Annotated in this window: 16 protein-coding genes and 1 tRNA gene; 4 read left to right on the plus strand and 13 right to left on the minus strand. The window is 49.2% G+C overall.

Annotation, left to right across the window (positions count from 1 at the left end; genetic code table 11):
• Window positions 1–25: 25 nt before the first annotated feature.
• Both DC20_RS02325 and DC20_RS02330 read right to left on the minus strand, forming a co-directional pair.
• Window positions 26–1,114, minus strand: a complete 1,089-nt coding sequence (locus DC20_RS02325; protein WP_071885539.1) for a flavin monoamine oxidase family protein — start codon at window positions 1,112–1,114, stop codon at window positions 26–28.
• A gap of 6 nt (window positions 1,115–1,120) precedes the next feature.
• Entirely contained in the window at window positions 1,121–2,557 is a 1,437-nt protein-coding gene (locus DC20_RS02330) for a pyridoxal phosphate-dependent decarboxylase family protein (protein ID WP_062542353.1), read from the minus strand.
• A gap of 257 nt (window positions 2,558–2,814) precedes the next feature.
• Between DC20_RS02330 and DC20_RS02335 the strand changes: the two genes are divergently transcribed.
• Window positions 2,815–3,189 (plus strand): DUF7009 family protein, encoded by a 375-nt coding sequence (locus DC20_RS02335; protein ID WP_062542354.1) that lies wholly within the window; start codon window positions 2,815–2,817, stop codon window positions 3,187–3,189.
• Between the two features lie 18 nt (window positions 3,190–3,207).
• Window positions 3,208–4,356 (plus strand): NTP transferase domain-containing protein, encoded by a 1,149-nt coding sequence (locus tag DC20_RS23180; RefSeq protein ID WP_218918729.1) that lies wholly within the window; start codon window positions 3,208–3,210, stop codon window positions 4,354–4,356.
• 148 nt (window positions 4,357–4,504) lie between these two features.
• On the opposite strand, the gene DC20_RS02345 is transcribed toward DC20_RS23180, so the two are convergent.
• Both DC20_RS02345 and DC20_RS02350 read right to left on the minus strand, forming a co-directional pair.
• On the minus strand, window positions 4,505–6,931 hold the full coding sequence (locus DC20_RS02345) for a DUF4982 domain-containing protein (protein WP_062542355.1): 2,427 nt from the start codon (window positions 6,929–6,931) through the stop codon (window positions 4,505–4,507).
• A gap of 227 nt (window positions 6,932–7,158) precedes the next feature.
• A complete protein-coding gene (locus DC20_RS02350; protein ID WP_062542356.1) occupies window positions 7,159–8,199 on the minus strand; it encodes a glycoside hydrolase family 53 protein in 1,041 nt (346 codons plus the stop codon).
• 434 nt (window positions 8,200–8,633) lie between these two features.
• On the opposite strand from DC20_RS02350, the gene DC20_RS02355 reads away from it, so the two are divergent.
• Window positions 8,634–9,146: a GAF domain-containing protein gene (locus tag DC20_RS02355; RefSeq protein ID WP_062542357.1), complete on the plus strand. Its 513-nt coding sequence runs from the start codon at window positions 8,634–8,636 to the stop codon at window positions 9,144–9,146.
• On the opposite strand, the gene DC20_RS02360 is transcribed toward DC20_RS02355, so the two are convergent.
• The 7 genes from DC20_RS02360 to mltG form a co-directional block, all read right to left on the minus strand.
• Complete coding sequence (locus DC20_RS02360; protein ID WP_062542358.1) at window positions 9,147–9,548, minus strand: hypothetical protein; 402 nt, start codon at window positions 9,546–9,548, stop codon at window positions 9,147–9,149.
• A gap of 13 nt (window positions 9,549–9,561) precedes the next feature.
• Window positions 9,562–9,990: an STAS/SEC14 domain-containing protein gene (locus DC20_RS02365; protein WP_062545756.1), complete on the minus strand. Its 429-nt coding sequence runs from the start codon at window positions 9,988–9,990 to the stop codon at window positions 9,562–9,564.
• 303 nt (window positions 9,991–10,293) lie between these two features.
• Window positions 10,294–10,378, minus strand: a tRNA-Ser gene (locus DC20_RS02370).
• A 218-nt stretch (window positions 10,379–10,596) separates the two neighbouring features.
• On the minus strand, window positions 10,597–11,526 hold the full coding sequence (locus DC20_RS02375) for a YihY/virulence factor BrkB family protein (protein WP_062542359.1): 930 nt from the start codon (window positions 11,524–11,526) through the stop codon (window positions 10,597–10,599).
• Window positions 11,523–11,936: an acyl-CoA thioesterase gene (locus tag DC20_RS02380; protein ID WP_062542360.1), complete on the minus strand. Its 414-nt coding sequence runs from the start codon at window positions 11,934–11,936 to the stop codon at window positions 11,523–11,525. The genes DC20_RS02375 and DC20_RS02380 overlap by 4 nt, the downstream gene beginning before the upstream one ends.
• 123 nt (window positions 11,937–12,059) lie before the next feature.
• Window positions 12,060–12,707 (minus strand): DUF6624 domain-containing protein, encoded by a 648-nt coding sequence (locus tag DC20_RS02385; protein ID WP_062542361.1) that lies wholly within the window; start codon window positions 12,705–12,707, stop codon window positions 12,060–12,062.
• A 69-nt stretch (window positions 12,708–12,776) separates the two neighbouring features.
• Window positions 12,777–13,865 carry an endolytic transglycosylase MltG gene (gene mltG, locus DC20_RS02390; RefSeq protein WP_083470217.1) on the minus strand — a complete coding sequence of 363 codons (1,089 nt, stop codon included), beginning with the start codon at window positions 13,863–13,865 and terminating at the stop codon, window positions 12,777–12,779.
• A 271-nt stretch (window positions 13,866–14,136) separates the two neighbouring features.
• Here mltG and DC20_RS02395 point away from each other — a divergent pair, with 271 nt between their 5' ends.
• A complete protein-coding gene (locus DC20_RS02395; protein ID WP_062542362.1) occupies window positions 14,137–14,766 on the plus strand; it encodes an L-threonylcarbamoyladenylate synthase in 630 nt (209 codons plus the stop codon).
• Between the two features lie 113 nt (window positions 14,767–14,879).
• On the opposite strand, the gene DC20_RS02400 is transcribed toward DC20_RS02395, so the two are convergent.
• Together DC20_RS02400 and DC20_RS02405 are read right to left on the minus strand one after the other, a co-directional pair.
• Window positions 14,880–15,461 carry a hypothetical protein gene (locus DC20_RS02400; RefSeq protein WP_062542363.1) on the minus strand — a complete coding sequence of 194 codons (582 nt, stop codon included), beginning with the start codon at window positions 15,459–15,461 and terminating at the stop codon, window positions 14,880–14,882.
• A 25-nt stretch (window positions 15,462–15,486) separates the two neighbouring features.
• A complete protein-coding gene (locus DC20_RS02405) occupies window positions 15,487–17,004 on the minus strand; it encodes a SusD/RagB family nutrient-binding outer membrane lipoprotein (protein ID WP_083470218.1) in 1,518 nt (505 codons plus the stop codon).
• Window positions 17,005–17,007: the final 3 nt, after the last annotated feature.

Raw genomic sequence — 17,007 nt, forward strand, 5'->3', positions numbered from 1 at the left:
CGCCGTCACAATACCATTTTGCAAATCAAGCAATACCCATTTTAGCCATAATCTTAGTGGCCGTTGCTAAACCACTGTACACAGCACCGTCCATGTAGCCGCCAAACACCGGCGAGGTTTCACTGCTAGACAGGTGCAATTTACCGTTCATCAGAGATTGCGCATAAACTGGGTGGCCGTTATTCTGGTGAGGCAATATGTTCTTCCCGTAGTCTGCGTAGGTATATTCTTCCTGCTGCCAGACCTTCTCTACATAGGACAGGTTGTTTTGGGCCTCTTTTCCTAAAAGCCGCACCAATTGGTTTATCACGGCGCGCTCTCTTTCCTCTTTAGAAAAGGTGGCTGCGGAGGAAGAAAGAAAACCCTTCAAAGCAAATCGAGTTTCTTCCAGGTTGGTGTGGTCATACATCTCCTGAATAAGACCAAAATGGCTGAACACGCTCCCAGAAAAGCCTTTCTCCCGCCAGAAGGGTCGTTCATACTCTACGGCAAACTTGATAGACTCGCCCATCCAGGTATGGGTGTTCTCCAGGACAGACGTAAACTCCTTGGGCAGCGCAGGATTGATCTCAAGGCCTACACAAAGGAACGGCGGAATGGTTAGGACAAGATGACGACAAAGATGCTTTTCGCCCTTTTCCGTTGTCACTTCTATCTGGTCTTCCTGCTCCTTTATTTGGCTGACCGCACTGCCTAGCAGAATTCTTTCTGTCCCGATTTTCTGTACCAAGGCTTCAATAAGGGTAGAGGCGCCTCCTGCTACTCTGCAGGAAGGAACCTCTGACGCTGGTATTTGAAAATACTGAGGCGCTTCAGCGGGGTGCGTTTCAAAAACCCCAATCCCTTTCTGATATTGGTGGAAGATGGGCAACCCCAACTCCTGAAGCAATTGAACAAGGTACGTGTGCTTATCGGCAAACCAGGTGGCCCCCATTTCTACGGGTGTATCATTCCCTTCGCCTTTCACCGTCAGGATTCTCCCCCCACATCTTTCCCTTGCCTCCAAAACCAATGCATGAATGCCTTTCTGTTTGAGGTAGTAGGCAGCCGCTAAACCGCTTAAGCCTGCCCCTACCACAATTACGTCCTGCCCTGTCTTTTCTGTTTTTTCCAAGCTCACTTATATTTCGCTGGCGACAAGGCTGGCTGCTTTCTCTTCTATGTTCTGGAGTAACTCTTCCAAATCCTGTTCAGAAGTAAGCGGGTTCATCAAGGACACTCGTAAGTAGCTTTGTCCATTCAGAATGGTTTGCACTACGTAAAAACGCCCCTCTTCCAGCACTAGTCTCCTGATTTCTTTGTTCAGGCTGCTCAAATCGCCTTCGGCCTTGTAGCGGAAGCATACAATATTGCATTGCGGCTCATAGGCCAGCTCAAAAGCTGGGTTTGCCTTGATCATAGAGGCAAAGGTGGTTCCCAAGCCATACAACTGCTCAATGTTCTCCCGGAACACCTCTTCCCCGTGGGTTCTGAAGATGGTGTACACATTCAGGACAGACATGGCTTTGGTGCATTCAAAGCTTCGTTTGCCGCCGTTGTACCACTCTTCCGTGTCCTGCTCGGTCCAGAGGTACTGAGCCCGCTGCGAAAAGATCTTATAGGCATCGCTACCCCGCTTGAAGATCAGGGCCGTTGACAAGGAAGGAGTCATCATCATTTTGTGGTAATCTACTACCACTGAGTCAGCTCTTTCTATTCCTTTGATCAGGTGCCTGTATTTTGGGGAGAAGGCCGCAGGTGCTCCGTGTGCTCCATCTATGTGAAACCAGAGTTGGTGCTTCTCGCTAAAATCAGCGATGGCTTCCAGATCATCATAAGATCCGGTCGAGGTGGTTCCGGCGCATCCTATAACCGCTATCACCTGCTTGCCCTGGGAGATTGCCTGCTGGTAATATTGCTCCAACAGGTCGGTGCGTAACTGAAACTTCTCGTTGACCGGCACTTTAATGATGCCTTCAGAGCCAAGGCCCATGATTCTGGCGGCCCGGTCAATACAGTAATGTGCTTCTTCAGAAACCAGCACGGCCAGTTGCTGCCCATCTTTATACCCCGCATTCCAAATGTCTGTGGCCGCAGCTCTGGCGGCCAACAAAGCAGTTAGGTTACCCAAAGACCCGCCAGAAGTCACAAACCCAGATGCCTCTTGATCAAAGCCAAGTTTTTGCGCCAGGTACTCGGTCATGATTTTTTCCAGGGTATTGCCTACCATTCCCATCTCATAGACGCCCATGCCTTGGTTCAGGGTAGCCATCAAAGCCGATGAAAGAATGGTGATTGGCAAGGTAGGGGTAGTCTGGTGCCCCACGTACCGCTTGCGGTGTACCTGGATGGATTTGTCCATCACATCCTGAAAAAGAGCTAGCGGGTTGGTAGCAGGTTTAGTAAAATCCTCTTGCCAGTAGGCTAGCTGCTGGGCTGGCTCCTGCCAGGGAGTAACTTGTACGCTTTCCTTATCGGTGGTAGCTTCCGCCAGGTAATTGGCCAATAGTTCAATGAGCTCATGCCCTTGTCTGCGGAATTCTTCGGCTGAGTATGCTTGATTCAGAGTATTATCCATCTGCACGTTTTCGGTTCATTTTTACAAAGGTCGGGGTCATTGACACAGAAATCAAAAGAAATCATTACGCTTTTATGCCCACTTTGTGACAACAGAACTTACGCATCATTCGTCCCCAATATCTGCAATACTGTTTTGATTCTTTTAAAGAAAGGATTTTATGGCTATAATTATAGAATAGAGTAGTAACGGAATTGCAGCTGTTACCCTAACCTGTTAAACCCAAACTGTCCCTTTAGAACTCATATCCGCTTTTTATGAAAATCAGAATACTAGGCAACTCCCTGCGCTTTCGGTTAAGACAACCTGAGGTCAGCTCTTTTAGGCAAACCGGAGTAGTAACGGAAGTCACCCAATTTGGGCCTGAGCCCTCCCAAAAACTTTCTTTCATTTTGGCTGTTTCTTCTGACCCAGAGCTTTCCGTTAGTTTTGAGGCTGGTACCACCACCGTTCATGTGCCAAAGCAATTAGCGGAGGAATGGACCAGCACTGATCAAGTGGGGTTTGATGGAACAGTAAACACGGGCCAAGGCCAAAAGATAGAGGTGCTGGTGGAAAAAGACTTTGTCTGTTTAGACCGACCGGAAGAAGAGCAGATAGGAGCGTATCCAAACCCCAATGCTATTTGCTAGAACCAGAAGTAAACGACTTTGAAAGACCATAAGAAACATAGCGCCATTACCCGACCAGCTTACGGAAACTTCAACCGGCAAGAGTGGGCTATACTGGGCACTACCTGCAATACCATCAAAGCCTTAGCTGACGCAATCATCAGTGCTTTATCTCCGCAATACAAATGTGGCTACGTAGATGCCCACCATGCTAACAACCAGGAGAAAGCTGTTTTGCCGAGTCGTTTGGGAGCTGGGGCTTCTATGGAGTACACCGATCAGATTGCGTACCAGCAGTTTCATTACCAAAAGCCGCTGAACACCTTCCAGTTCCGGCAGCTGTTTTCAGACATGGATGCAGTTCTGGTAAACGGGAATCACCAGGAGGCGAAGGCGCAGGTGATCGTGATAGATGAAAACAAAAAAGCCTCTTTGCAAAAACGGCTGCCTCAACTCACCAATGTGCAGTTGATTTTACTTTCTGATTCTGCTGGTGCAGTATTTGATTTTGTGCAGGAAGCGATTCCTGCATGGCAGGACATACCCATGTTTCGTTTAAGGGAAGAAGACAAAATCACTGCCTTTTTTCAAAAACAGCTTCAAAACGCGAAGCCAGTCCTGAACGGGTTGGTACTGGCCGGCGGGCAGAGTTTGCGGATGGGGCAAGACAAAGGAGCCATTGCCTGGCACGGCAAAGAGCAGCGGTATTATGCCGCTGACCTGTTGCAAAGCTATTGCAAGGAGGTATTCATTTCCTGCCGGGCAGAGCAGCAACCTTCGTTAGAGGAAAACTACCAGTCCCTTCCCGACACTTTCACCGGTTTAGGTCCTTATGGGGCCATCCTTTCTGCCTTTCGGGAAAAGCCAGATGCAGCCTGGTTGGTGGTAGCCTGTGACCTTCCGCTATTGGATGCTACCACCCTCCAGTACCTGGTAGAGAACAGAGCGACTTCTGCCCTTGCTACCACATTTGAAAGCCCGCACGATGGTTTTCCTGAACCTTTAATCACTATCTGGGAGCCGAAGAGCTACCCGGTTTTGCTCTCATTCCTGGCACAAGGGTATACCTGCCCCAGAAAGGTGTTGCGAAACAGTGATATTCACCTTCTAAAGCCCCTCAACCCAGATGCACTCCTAAACGTGAACACCCCTGAAGAATTAGCCGAAGTAAAGCAAAAGATGAAGTAAAGAAACTTTCTAGCATACAGTAGAAATCAGATGCCCCGGTGAAAGCACTTATTGTAAGTGCTTTCACCGGGGCATCTGATTAGTAGCTCATTTCTTGAAATGGTTGAATTTCTTTGCTGAAATCAAACCCATCTACTCTGCACTAGCATTAGCGGGTGGCTTTCAATTTCACCTGGCCGGTCTGCAAGCCCTTCCCTTTCACGGACAGTTCAATGTCCCCCACTTGATCAGTTGACTGCACCAGCACTACCAGTTTTCCGCTGAACAGCTTCATGGTTGGCAAATGGAACTGCTCCAGCGAGGTTGGGTCTCCGTTACAAGCCGCCCGATAATTTCCTTTGCCTTTCACATTAAAGGAAAGCTGGTTTGTGGCCGTTGGGCAAAGGTTCCCGTCTTTGTCTACCACCGACACAGTTACAAAAGAAAGGTCTTTCCCGTCAGCAGATATTTCCGTCCGGTCTGGTTGCAGCACGATCTTGTGGGGTTTACCGGCGGTCTTCACTTCCCTTTCCGCTACGGGCTTGCCGTCTTTCCCGAAAGCAACTACTTTCACTGTGCCGGGCTCGTACTTCACGTCCATCCACATGAGGCGGTACCGGTTTTGCGGGGTGCCGGCGTGTTTCTTCTGAATGCCCATGCTTTTTCCGTTCACAAACAGCTCGGCACTGTCATAGTTCGTGTACACGAACACCGGCGTGGTCTGCCCTTCCCGGCCCTCCCAGTTCCAGTGCGGTAAAATGTGCAGTGTCTCTTCTTTGATGTTCCAGCGACTGCGGTAAAGGTAAAAACGGTCTTTCGGCAAACCAGCCAAATCGTTGATCCCAAAGTACGAGCTGCGCGACGGCCATTTGTCGTCATACGGGGTAGGCTCGCCCAAATAGTCAAAACCAGTCCACACAAACTCCCCAATTACCCAAGGCTTGTCGTCCTGCAGCACGAAGTCATCATCTGGCAGGTTAGACCAGCTGCAGTACTCCAAGTCATAGGAGGAGCTCTGAAAATCCGGGTACTGCTTCTCTACTGCCTTCTCTACCGGGAATTTGTAGATACCACGGGAGCTCACGGTAGAAGCTGTCTCGGAACCCAGGATGAACCCTTGCGGGAAGGCTTTGTACGCTTCCTCATACAAATGCACCCGGTAGTTCAGGCCCGGAATGTCTAAAAGAGCCCCAAAACCGGAAGCCATGGTAGCTTTCACCTGGTCCATGCCCACAGTCACCGGACGGGTTGGATCTTCCCGATGGAAGATGTCTTGTAGCAGTTTCGCGCGTTTCACCCCTTCCGCTCCCCATTGGTCAGGCACCTCGTTCCCGGAGCTCCACATCACAATGGACGGATGGTTGCGAGTGGCGTGCACCAGGTTCACGATGTCTTTCTCGGCGTATTCTTCAAAGAAGCGGTTATAGCCATTCTTTACTTTTGGTTTTGCCCATTCATCAAAGCTTTCGGCCAGGAACATGAAACCCATCTCATCTGCTAATTCCAATTGCTCTATGGAGGGCATGTTGTGCGAACTCCGGATGGCGTCGCAGCCCATGTCTTTCAGGATCTGCAGTTGGCGGCGCAGGGCGGCTTTGTTCACCGCGGCACCTAAGGGACCCAGGTCATGGTGCAGGCAGACGCCTTTGAACTTGCGCACCTTCCCGTTCAGGCTGAACCCAACGGTTGGTTTGTAGCTGATCTCCCGTATCCCGAAGCGGGTGGTCACCTCGTCTTTGAGCACATTGCCCGCAAATAGTTTGGTAACTGCCGTATACAGGTAAGGGGTCTCGGGGCTCCACAGTTGAGGGTTGGCTACGGCCAGGTTCTGCTCAAATTGGTTTCCGAAGAGTTTTCCGATACTGTCAGTGGCTACGGTATTGCCTTTAGCATCCAGCACTTGGGTAACCATGCGAACATTTTTACCAGCTACCTTGGTTTTGACGTTCACTTTGGCCAAATCGGCGGAGATATAAGGAGTGGTGACAAACGTGCCCCACTGGTCAATGCTTTCGGGGTTCTTCACAATGACCTGCACCTTGCGGTACAAGCCCGCCCCCGGGTACCAGCGCGAGGACTGTCCTTGGTTGCTCAGGTGAACAGCCAGGGTGTTTTGCTTTCCTTCCTGTACCTGATTCGTGATATCAAAGTAGAAGTAGCTGTACCCGTAGGCCCACTCCCCCACTTTCTGCCCGTTCAGGAACACCTTGGGCTCACTCATAGCCCCTTCAAAGACAATCAGTACTTTCTGGCCTTTTTTGTAATTAGGCAAGGTAAACTCATTCCGGTACCAGGCTTCTCCTATGTAGGGCAGCGCGCCAGTACGGCCGGTTTTCTCAGAGGGTACTTTCTCCCCGTTCTGCTCAATGGCTACAACCTGCTTGTCTACCTCCTTGTCAAAAGGACCATAAATGGCCCAATCATGCGGCACTGTTACTTTCTGCCAACCTTTGTCATTGAAGTTGACCTTATAAGCCTGCTCATTTTTTCCCTTTTTAAACTTCCAGTTATCTGTCAGTTCCGTAACCACCCGTACCTGCGCCCAGGAAACCTGCGAAACCAACAATAGCAAAAAAACTAAACTCCTGTTTATCATCTCTTTTTATAATGTAAGCCAATAAAATTTACTGTATGGCTGTATCTGCCACTTAATTGAATTTGGATGCCCAGCTTTTCGCTAAAGCATAGTAGTTCTAAAGACTGCTTGATTTCACCCTCTAAAGTAAGCGTGAAAACATTGAAATTAGTATGCAGAGATCACTTTCTGATGAGAAGGAAATTAGTTTGCCTATCCTTTTCTTTTGCCTTTATTGCCGACAAAACTTATTTGACCAGAAAGGCATCCATTGCTTTGGTGGGCTTGCCATCATCTCCCCAGGCGCTAAGCGGGTACTTGCTCCAACTTCTGGCTCCTTGTGGCTCCCAGTAGATTACGCCCAGCCCTTTGCCGTTTGGTACTGCTTTTACTTTCTCCTGAACGGCCACCAGCATGTCATAGGTGTTCTGAGGCTTAGTGTCTTCTCCGCCTACCTCTACCACCATCACTTCCTTGTTGTACCTGGAAGCCATATCATTCAGGTTGTGTTCCAGATCATCAATGGAAAGGGTATAGTCTGGTTTTCCCGTCAACCAATAAGGATAATAGGATAGCTCGATTACATCGTATTTGGCACCATGCGCTTGTGCGTTATCGAACCAGGTTCTAAACCGCTTATTGTTGTTGCCCTGGTCTACGTGCAGGATAACTTTAGAGGTGGGGCTTACGGCTTTGATGGCATCATATCCTCGGTTTATGAGTTGGGCCAGTTGCGACCAGTTAGCAACGCTTCCTTCGGGGTAGATCATTCCTCCGGGCGTTTTGTTCCCCACCTGCACCCATTCGGGTGTGACTCCGGCTTTCTTCAGGTCGGTCATCACATCATAGGTGTAGTCATAGACATCTTTCAGCAACTGCGGGAAATCATGGCCTTCCCAGGCGGCAGGCTTCTTCTGTTTTCCGGGTTCTGCCCAACTGTCACTGTAGTGGAAATTGATCATGACCCGCATGCCCCATTTCTGCGCCCGTACTGCCATGGCCACGGTTTCCTTTTTGCTGTTATACCCGCTGGCCCGATCATCGGAGGGGTTCACCCAGGTTCTCAGCCGGATGGTGTTGATGCCATGGTCTTTCAGGATTTTGAAACAATCCTGCTCCTTGCCATTGTCTCCGTAGAACTTGTACCCCGTTGCTTCCATCTGCTGCAACCAGCCAATGTCTGCCCCTTTAGCAAACCCTCTGCTCTTCTTCATATCTGGCTGTATCACACTGCATCCGCAGGAAATCATGATCAGCAAGAGCCACAGACACGTTGATGCTTTCTTCATTATCTATCCTTTTGTAAAATTTAGCTTCAGTCGTACAAAGTACAATAGAAAGCTTTTCCAAGCTGAAAGTACTATGGTTTTGTTTTATATCGCTCACCCTCTTCCATTACACATTACCAGTGATAGGGAACATGTTGGGGTGGGACTGGGTATACGTTATGCCTCTTTAAAGGACAGGTAAGATAAACTGTCCCAAACTGAGTAGGTCTTGCCACCGTATGTCTTCAGCAGGTGGTTGTTTTAAAGATGTATTCCTCTAAAAAAAGCCTTCCAGAAGAACTCAGGCAAAAGGATTATTAAGCGCTTACTAGAGACTACTGGTATAGCCAGGTAAACCATGTCATGAGTGAACTCAATACTGAAGTACCTTTGTTTGTCCAGTACCCACCAATACCAGTGGGCAGTGAGGCTAAATTTACAGAAGAAAAGAAAGAATGGACAACACCTTCGGGTTACCAATCATCCCAGACAACGAAGAAGCACGGCTGGCAAAACTGCGCAGCCTAAACATTTTAGGCGGCTACCAAGAGGAAGGCCGTTTTAAACACATTGCCGCTATGGCCAGCCGCATGTTTGAAGTGCCCATAGCATTGATTAACCTGGTGGACAGCGAGGTGGTATGGACAAAAGCGAGTGCAGGCTTGGATGAAACCCCAGCAATACCCAGAGGTACCAGCCTTTGCTCCCTTGCAGTTCTTAAGGATGAGCCTACCGTATTTGAGAACGCCAAGAGTGAGCCTTGCTTACTGGCAAACCCACTGGTAGTTGGGGAGTTTGGCTTACAATTTTATGCCGCCGCACCTCTTAAAACCTCTGACGGGTTCAACATTGGTGCCCTCTGCATCGTGGACAAAGAGCCAAGAACATTCAGTCAGGCAGAGCAGAAAGTTTTAGAAAATCTTGCCTCTATTGTGATGGAGGAGATAGAGAGAGGAAAATCTGATTAACTATCTTAACAGCCATGCTTCGGCATCCGCCTCCTTGTTTCTGATTTCGAACTCATCGTCAATCCGCTGAATCAGCATCTCCATGGTCATGCTGGCGTAAATTGTTGTGGGCACTACGTAAGCCAAGTAACGAAGACCTGCCTTCCTCATTTGAGGAGCCCATTCATTCTGCGCCCATTCCAAGGCTAAATCCCATGACCCGATCACATGCTCATTGCTGTTGAGCAGCTTACGGTAGGGTTTCTCCTTGATCATCTCCAGGAACTTGTACCCACCTGCCTTTACAGTTTCTACCGCTTGTGAGCCGTACCAGTGGGCGTACACAATGGAAGTATTCTGATCCCTTCGGGCTCGGAAATAGACATCCCCAAAAACTCTCTTCAGCTCTACCTGATCTTCCATAAAATGTCTTTTCCTACCTGTTCAAGATCCTTTTCCTAAGGGAATACTGCTGAAGCCACTGCTGGGCTTTGCCCAAACTGTCAAATATCTGTACCTCAAATGCTGTGATGGAAGAATAGAAATTATTAGCCGTAACCTCGGCAAAAGACTCAGGGGTAGTAATAAGGGCGAAATGCTCCACTCCTGCAACGGCAGCCTGCGGACTCCACTCGTTCACCACCCATGAGAGGGAGTGATCCCAACCCCCAACCACACGGCTGGTGTCATTCAATACACAGGTAAAGCCTGAGTTCCTCACGGCCTCCGTGTACGCCAGCGCGCCCGTCCGCACATTGTCCTCTGTTAGGTAGCCAAACCAGTCAGTGTGCACCCACCTGTTCACCCGGTCAACTGTTACATTCAAAAAAGCTTTGCCGAAGATGTTTTTGTACTCTTGTGTCATACTGCGGGCAAAAACGGCTTCCAAACCCATAAGGTTACAGGAGAGCTAACCCAGCATAACTTCATCCTTTCTTCCCTCCATTTGATCAATGGCTCTGGCCAACAATTCACGTAGATTTGGCGCCTGTTCTCCAGATAAGCTTTAGTACGTACCAGGTGCTGCTACTTCAAAACACGTCTTATGTGTTGCTTTTTAAGCCCAGGCAGGGCTGCAAGATGGTTATTTTCTAATAAGGTCTTCTGGAGAATTAAGACCAAAACAAAAAGCCCTGCAAGTAAACTTACAGGGCTTTTGATATTCAAGCAGAGAGAGAGGGATTCGAACCCCCGGACCCGCAAAGGTCAACGGTTTTCAAGACCGCCGCAATCGACCACTCTGCCATCTCTCTAAATGTGACACAAAAGTAATGGATGAAAGTGTACCTGTCAATAGGCAAAGACGCATTTTTCTAAAATTAGTCTGATATTTTTTCAATCCATCTCCTTAATCCTTGAAAGTCACCGCTGTACTTCCAAAATATTTTTTCAGCTAAAATCCTTGCCTGCCTTATCCAAAATGAAGACAGAAGTGCTTTTAACCTGTTTTACCAAAACGACTCTCAAAAGGCTACACCTTTCCTTTCACCAAACGCTTGGTTAAGGCATCTATGCTGATGTTAACCTCAAAGCCCACAATCAAGCTCATGCATACAAAATCGAGCCAGACCATCAAACCAATTAGGGCGCCAATAGAACCGTAGAATTTGTTGTAAGAATCAAACTTGCCTATGTAGAGCGAGAACAACCAGGAAACCAAAAAGATGAGCACAGTAGCTACAATGGATCCCGCTGAGACAAATGGCCATTTGTCATGCACCGCCGGTACGTAGTAATAGATCATGGAGGTGGCCAGGAAGAACAGCAGCACTACAGCTACATATTTCACCGAGACAATAAGGCCATAGGTAAACGACTCCGTCACAATCTCATAGAACACCAGTGCATCCAGAATGTACGTCCCGAAGAAGATAGCGCCAATGGCCAGAAACAAGATCAACGCCAGAGCAATGGTCAGCAGGGTGGCAATCATCCGCTTGCGGAGGTACGTACGCCGGCGGAAGGTTTTGTATTTCTTGTCAAAGGCATCCATGAGGCTCATGATGCCGTTGGTGGACAGCACCAGAGCAAAAAGAAAACCGAAGGATAGCAAGCCTCCCCTAGGTTTGTTCACGATGTCTTCAATGGTATCTGCGGCAACCACGTAGATTTCAGACGGCATGATGTCTCCTAGCAAGGTTAAGATATCACGGTCCAGGTGCCCTACCGGAATGTAAGGTATGAGCGTGAACAAAAAGATAATAGTAGGAAAAATGGCTAGGGTAAAGTTGAAGGCCATGTACGAGGAGCGCTTAGTGAGCGAGTCCATTTTCAGCTCGTCCATCATCACCTTGAGCACATGGTACACAGACACCTGCTGCTCCCCAAAACGCAACCGCTTCAGGAAAACAATCAAATGCCGGTACCACCGGTATTGGCCCAGGTGCTGCGAAACGCTCATGCCGTAAAATGAGGATCTATTTTGTCATGGATGTACCGGGGAATAGCCGTGGGCCGGTTGCTTTTCATGTCTACAAATACCATGGTGGTTTCCCCTATGTTCAGAAGTTCCTGGGCTTCATTGTACACTTCGTACTCAAACTTGATGCGGGCGCCTTTGGGCTTCTCTTTCAGGAAAAGCTTTACGGTGAGCAGATCATCGTACCGCGCCGGCCTGATGTATTTGCACCGCAGTTCCATCACCGGCATCATTACGCCTTCGGCCTCCATCTCTTTGTAGCTGATGCCCAACTGCCGGAACGTCTCGGTACGGGCTACTTCATAATAGGCGCCGTAGTTTCCATAATAGACGTAACCCATTTGGTCTGTTTCGGCGTAGCGCACGCGTATCTGTACTTCTGAGGTAAACAAAGTCTTTCTTATTCTATAAATATAAAATGAAACCTGCTTTGGGGCTATTTAGACAAAACTGGCTCCAAAACATACAAGCCCCTGATCAAACATTCACTCTTATCTAGGGTTGCCAGGGAAACATTACTGAATCATGCGGCCCGCATGCAGCAGTTCTTCTGTAGGGTTATACGTGGCATTCAGCAGCACAGCATACTCCTCAACAGTTTCCCGGAAGCCGACTGCTTTTCTGCGGGCGTTCACGTTTTTGCTGTCGGCTATTGGCCAGATGCCGTTGGAACCATCTTCCCGGTTCATGGAAGTTGCCTGCGTACCGTACATTTGCTTTTTGCCTTGAAACATAAGCAAACGGTCTTCCATCATAGCTGCCGACGTTCTGCTTGCTTCTCCTTTCTGTGCCATCTCCTGCAATTCTGGCAGGTACTTTTCTATCACGGCAGAAGGTGCGTGCTGTACCACTAAAAACAAGCCGTCAGATGCCTTCTTCCCTATCTTGCTTTTGGGCAGCCAACCGTACTGCTGCAAAATTTTCTGTACCTGAAGCTGATTCACCGAATCTACCTGCCTCATTTTCAGAAAAAAAGCATTTCTATCCTCTTCCTTCACATCATTAAATCCTTGGCGGACAGACTGGTCCACATCATGGATTTTCTCTAACTCTGCACTTAAAACATCATACGGAACTGGCACAGGTGCTTTCTGTTCAGTTTGTCCGCACCCAGCCATAATAGAACACCAGGAAAGCAGAAGTAAAGAGACAGCTTTTCTCATATAAGATTGATACCCAAGAAACACCTTATTTTAAACCTAATTAAAGAAAACTGCCTTAAAACACTTGTGCTATCGCATGATGTTTCGTTGGTTCATGGCCGCATGGAAACGTTGGGCGTTCCGGCGGTGCTCAGCCTCCGTGACGGCAAACGCGTGGTATCCAGAGAAATCTTCCTTCGCGCAGAAATACAGGTACTCATGGCTTTCTGGGTTCAGGACGGCGTTGATAGACGTGATAGACGGCAAGTTGATGGGCCCCGGAGGTAAACCCTTATTCAGGTAAGTATTGTACGGCGATGGCGTTCTCAGGTGCACGTTGAGTACGCGCCGGATGGTGAAATCGCCGGTGGCGTATACCACGGTTGGATCGGCTTGAAGGGGCATGTTGCGCTCCAGGCGGTTCAGGTAAACGCCCGCAATGCGGGGCCGCTCATCTGCGTGCACGGACTGTTCCGCCTGCACAATGGACGCCAAAATGGACACTTCTTTCTGCGACAATCCTACATCCTTGGCTTTGGCTTTACGCTCCTGGGTCCAGAAGCTGTCGTATTCTTTTTTCATGCGCTCCATCATCTCCGGGGCCGAGGTGGTCCAGTACATCTCATAAGTGTTCGGGATGAACATGGTGAGAATGGTAGTAGTGTCAAAGCCCAGTTTCTGGGTGTAAGAAGGGCTGTTGAGCAGCGAATCAATCTCAGCGGGAGAAGAATCAATGAAAGTGCTGAGCTTCTGGGCCAAATCTTTTTTGAGGCGCACGTTGGTGTACGTCAACTTCACGGGGTCCTGGTCGCCGGACCGAAGTTTGGCCACCAAGCGGTAGTTGGTTTCGCCGTTTTTCAGTTCGTAACGGCCTGGTTTCACCAGTTCGGGGTAGTCCATCAACTTGGCCATAAACCGGAACGAGAGGCGGTCTATGATCACCTTTTTAGAGTCTATAGAGTCCATGGCCTGCTCATAGGTAGCTCCTCGCGGGATAAGCACGTACACCGGTTCGCCTTTGACTTCCACATTAGCAGTGTAGACAATCTGGTAAGCGTAGTAAGAGAAGCACACAAACAGGAACATCAGCACCACCAGGACATAGGTCCATTTGCTAGTCTTGTAGGGCTTGCGCGGTCCTCTGGGGCCGCGTTTGGCAGGTATGTTTTGTTCTGACATAGGAGACAAAGGTACAAAATATTGGGTGAATGAGAGATTGCCTGCAGGAGTGAATGTTGGCGGTTCAAGCCAGGAGCTTCAGGTACCAGAAGAGGCAAATTCCGCTTTGGGTCTCCTTTTGGAAATCTGGCCTGAAAACGCAAATTTTGATTCAAGCGTATGGGTAAGCATGGCACAGAATACTTGCAGGATAATCCTGAGGTTTTAGCTCGCCCAGTTTTCTATTCCATAGACTTCATTCACTCATTCAAACACTCTCGCACTCATTCATATGGCACAGGCTACTCTACTCAAGATTCACCCAGACAACCCCCAACAAAAAGCTATTGCGCAGGCAGTGGAGATTCTACGAAAAGGCGGGTTGGTGATTTATCCTACTGACACTATTTATGGATTGGGGTGTGACCTGCACAATGCGCGCGCCGTGGAGCGGCTCTGCCAAATCAGGGGTTTGAACCCGGCGAAAGCGCATTTGTCTTTCATATGCCATGACCTTACCCATATTTCTGATTACGCCAGAATCTCTACCCAAACCTACAAAGTTATGAAGAAGGCCTTGCCGGGTCCGTTCACGTTCGTGCTGGAGGCGAGCAGCAAAGTGCCTAAGTTGGGTGGCAAGCGGAAAGACACCGTGGGAATCAGGATTCCGGATAACAACATTCCTTTATCGCTGGTACGCGAGTTGGGCAACCCCATTGTGACTACGTCTATCCATGACGAGGACGAGGTAGTGGAATACACCACTGACCCGGAACTGATCTACGAGAAATACCGCAACCTGGTAGACCTGGTCATTGACGGAGGGTTCGGGAATAACGTGGCCTCCACGGTGGTCAACTGCGAAAACGACGAATATGAAATCATCCGGGCCGGCGCAGGTGATATTGAGCAATTCATCTAGTGAAGTTCTTAGTATTGCGTCAGAATTGCTTTGGGCCTGTTTCCCGGAAATCAGCTTAAAAACAGAAAGAGGGACCGCCTTGGTCCCTCTTTCTGTTTTTGGAAGTGCTGGCATCAGCCGGTGATGTACACTCTAACTTCAATGGCGCGTTGCTCCTGCTGGGAATTGTCTACCCGCGCCCTGAAGAACAACCGGATCACATCTCCCACGGCTAATGTGGGCAGCTGGGCATCTGACAAAACCGCCGGAAGGTTCGCCGTAGAAATGTTGTAAGTAACCACATTGCCTGGCCCACCAGTGAGAGTGGTTGGAAGGTTCCCCGGAGTGTTTCGGGTGACGGAATTTGGAGCCAGGCTGGCCGCTGCTGTTGGAACCGTAGGGCTGAAGTTAGGAGGTGTAGGCGTGCCATTCCGGTAACGCTGGCCGGTGACACTAGTCAGTTCCTGAATGGTTCTACCCTCCGGCACCTTTAGCTGGACAGAAATCTGCCCTGCCCCAATAGAGTTCTGCTTGATGATGTAGGCGTTGTCTTCCATGCGAGCCACTCCGTTTGCCTCAGCAGCCTGCGGAAAAGTTATCGCCGCGGCCGGAATAGGGTCGGGATCAGTCAGGCCGTCATACTCATCGTTTTCACAGGCACTCAACCAAAGAAGCGCTACGCATAAGAAACTCAGGTATATCTTTTCGATTTTCATATCTTTCAAGTTTTAGGTCTGTTAATTACTGCATCCACCATACTGGCACCAGGAAGCCCGCTGGATAGTCTCTGAGAGGCACATTCTCCTTGTTTGCCTGGATTTCATTTTGCACATATGGCCATCTGGTTGGAATTCGGTTCACCCCTGCCAAAGCATTCTGTGGCAAGACTAACCTTGGGTAGCCCGTGCGGCGGTAATCATTATAGGCTTCATAGGCGTTTCCGGCAGAAGACACCCATTTGTCCCGAATGAGCACGTTCAGCTTCCCTTCAGTGGTGGGGTTTGCCGTAAAGGTCGCCACCCTAGAGTTGATGTAGGTAGTGGCATTCGCACTGAAGTTGGCCGGAGTATAGGTGGGGCCCAGGAAAGTGGAGATATCACTGAAATTAGTTCCCAGCGCCTGCCGATACAGGGTGGTGGGGTTGCCGGTGGTGCCCAGGGTAAGGGCCGCCTCGGCTAGCCAATAGTTGACCATGTAAGCGGTAATAAGGCGCATAGGTGCCTGATCATTGGCTACTGCCACGTTAACCGTTCCGTTAGCAGCCGTTTGTCCCCTGCCCACTATGTACAAACCCCAACGAGAACGGTTAGCAGCAGCGAAGTTCAGCACCGTATGCAGTCCATTATCATAGCTTACATAGTTCCCGCCGGTTTGGGTGATGATCGTGGGTAAACGAGGATCATTCAGCACCTGCATGGAATCGAGGAACCTCGTACTCACAATCATGTCGTTGGGGCGGGTTAAATGATTGTACATGTACAAAGGATTCTGCGCCCCTGATGAAGAAAAGAACGGCACGTTGAAGTTATCTGCGTTGGAGGTAATGAGTCTGTTTTGGGCAATCAGTTCATTGATTCGGGCAGTAGCAGTAGCGGCGTCTTTTTTCCGGCTCTGGAGATAGATTTTAAGCTTGATGGAGTTGGCTACTCTAATCCATTTATCCACCACCCCTCCATAAATAAGATCTCCTTCTGAAGCAGCTATCACATTCGTCTTGCCAAGGTCAGTAATGGCTTCATTCAGCATAGTGATGATGCTGGCATAAACCTCCTGCTGCGGATCATAGTTTGGATTGGGTGCTGCGTCAAAGGTAAGCGCCTGCGAGAAGGGCACATCTCCCCATAAATCTGTGGTCACCGTCCAGACATATGCTTCCAGAACACCCGCCATGCCCGCATGCACGAAGTTGCCTTCTTCTCTGCCCTGCACCCTCACCTGGCGTAAATCATCCAGAAGATTCGCATAAATGGCGTTCCATTCATTGTTCAGGTCAGCAGGGCCAATGTTGTAGCGGTCATATGGGTCTGACTGGGTACCTGTGCCCGCCATCTGCTGCATCCAGAGAGAACTTACCAACTGAACGGTGTTGCCCATCACAAATCCTACTCCCAGCTCGGCTCCCGGCAAGATGTACTGCACGCCAGAAGTAGGCAAGTTGTTGGGGTTGGTGTTTACATCCAGGAAATCATCACAGGAACTCACCACCGCCAACCCTACTGCCAACAGCATGATCTTTGAAACTCTTATAAATCTTTTCATAAC

Source organism: Rufibacter tibetensis (assembly GCF_001310085.1).
Classification (GTDB): domain Bacteria; phylum Bacteroidota; class Bacteroidia; order Cytophagales; family Hymenobacteraceae; genus Nibribacter; species Nibribacter tibetensis.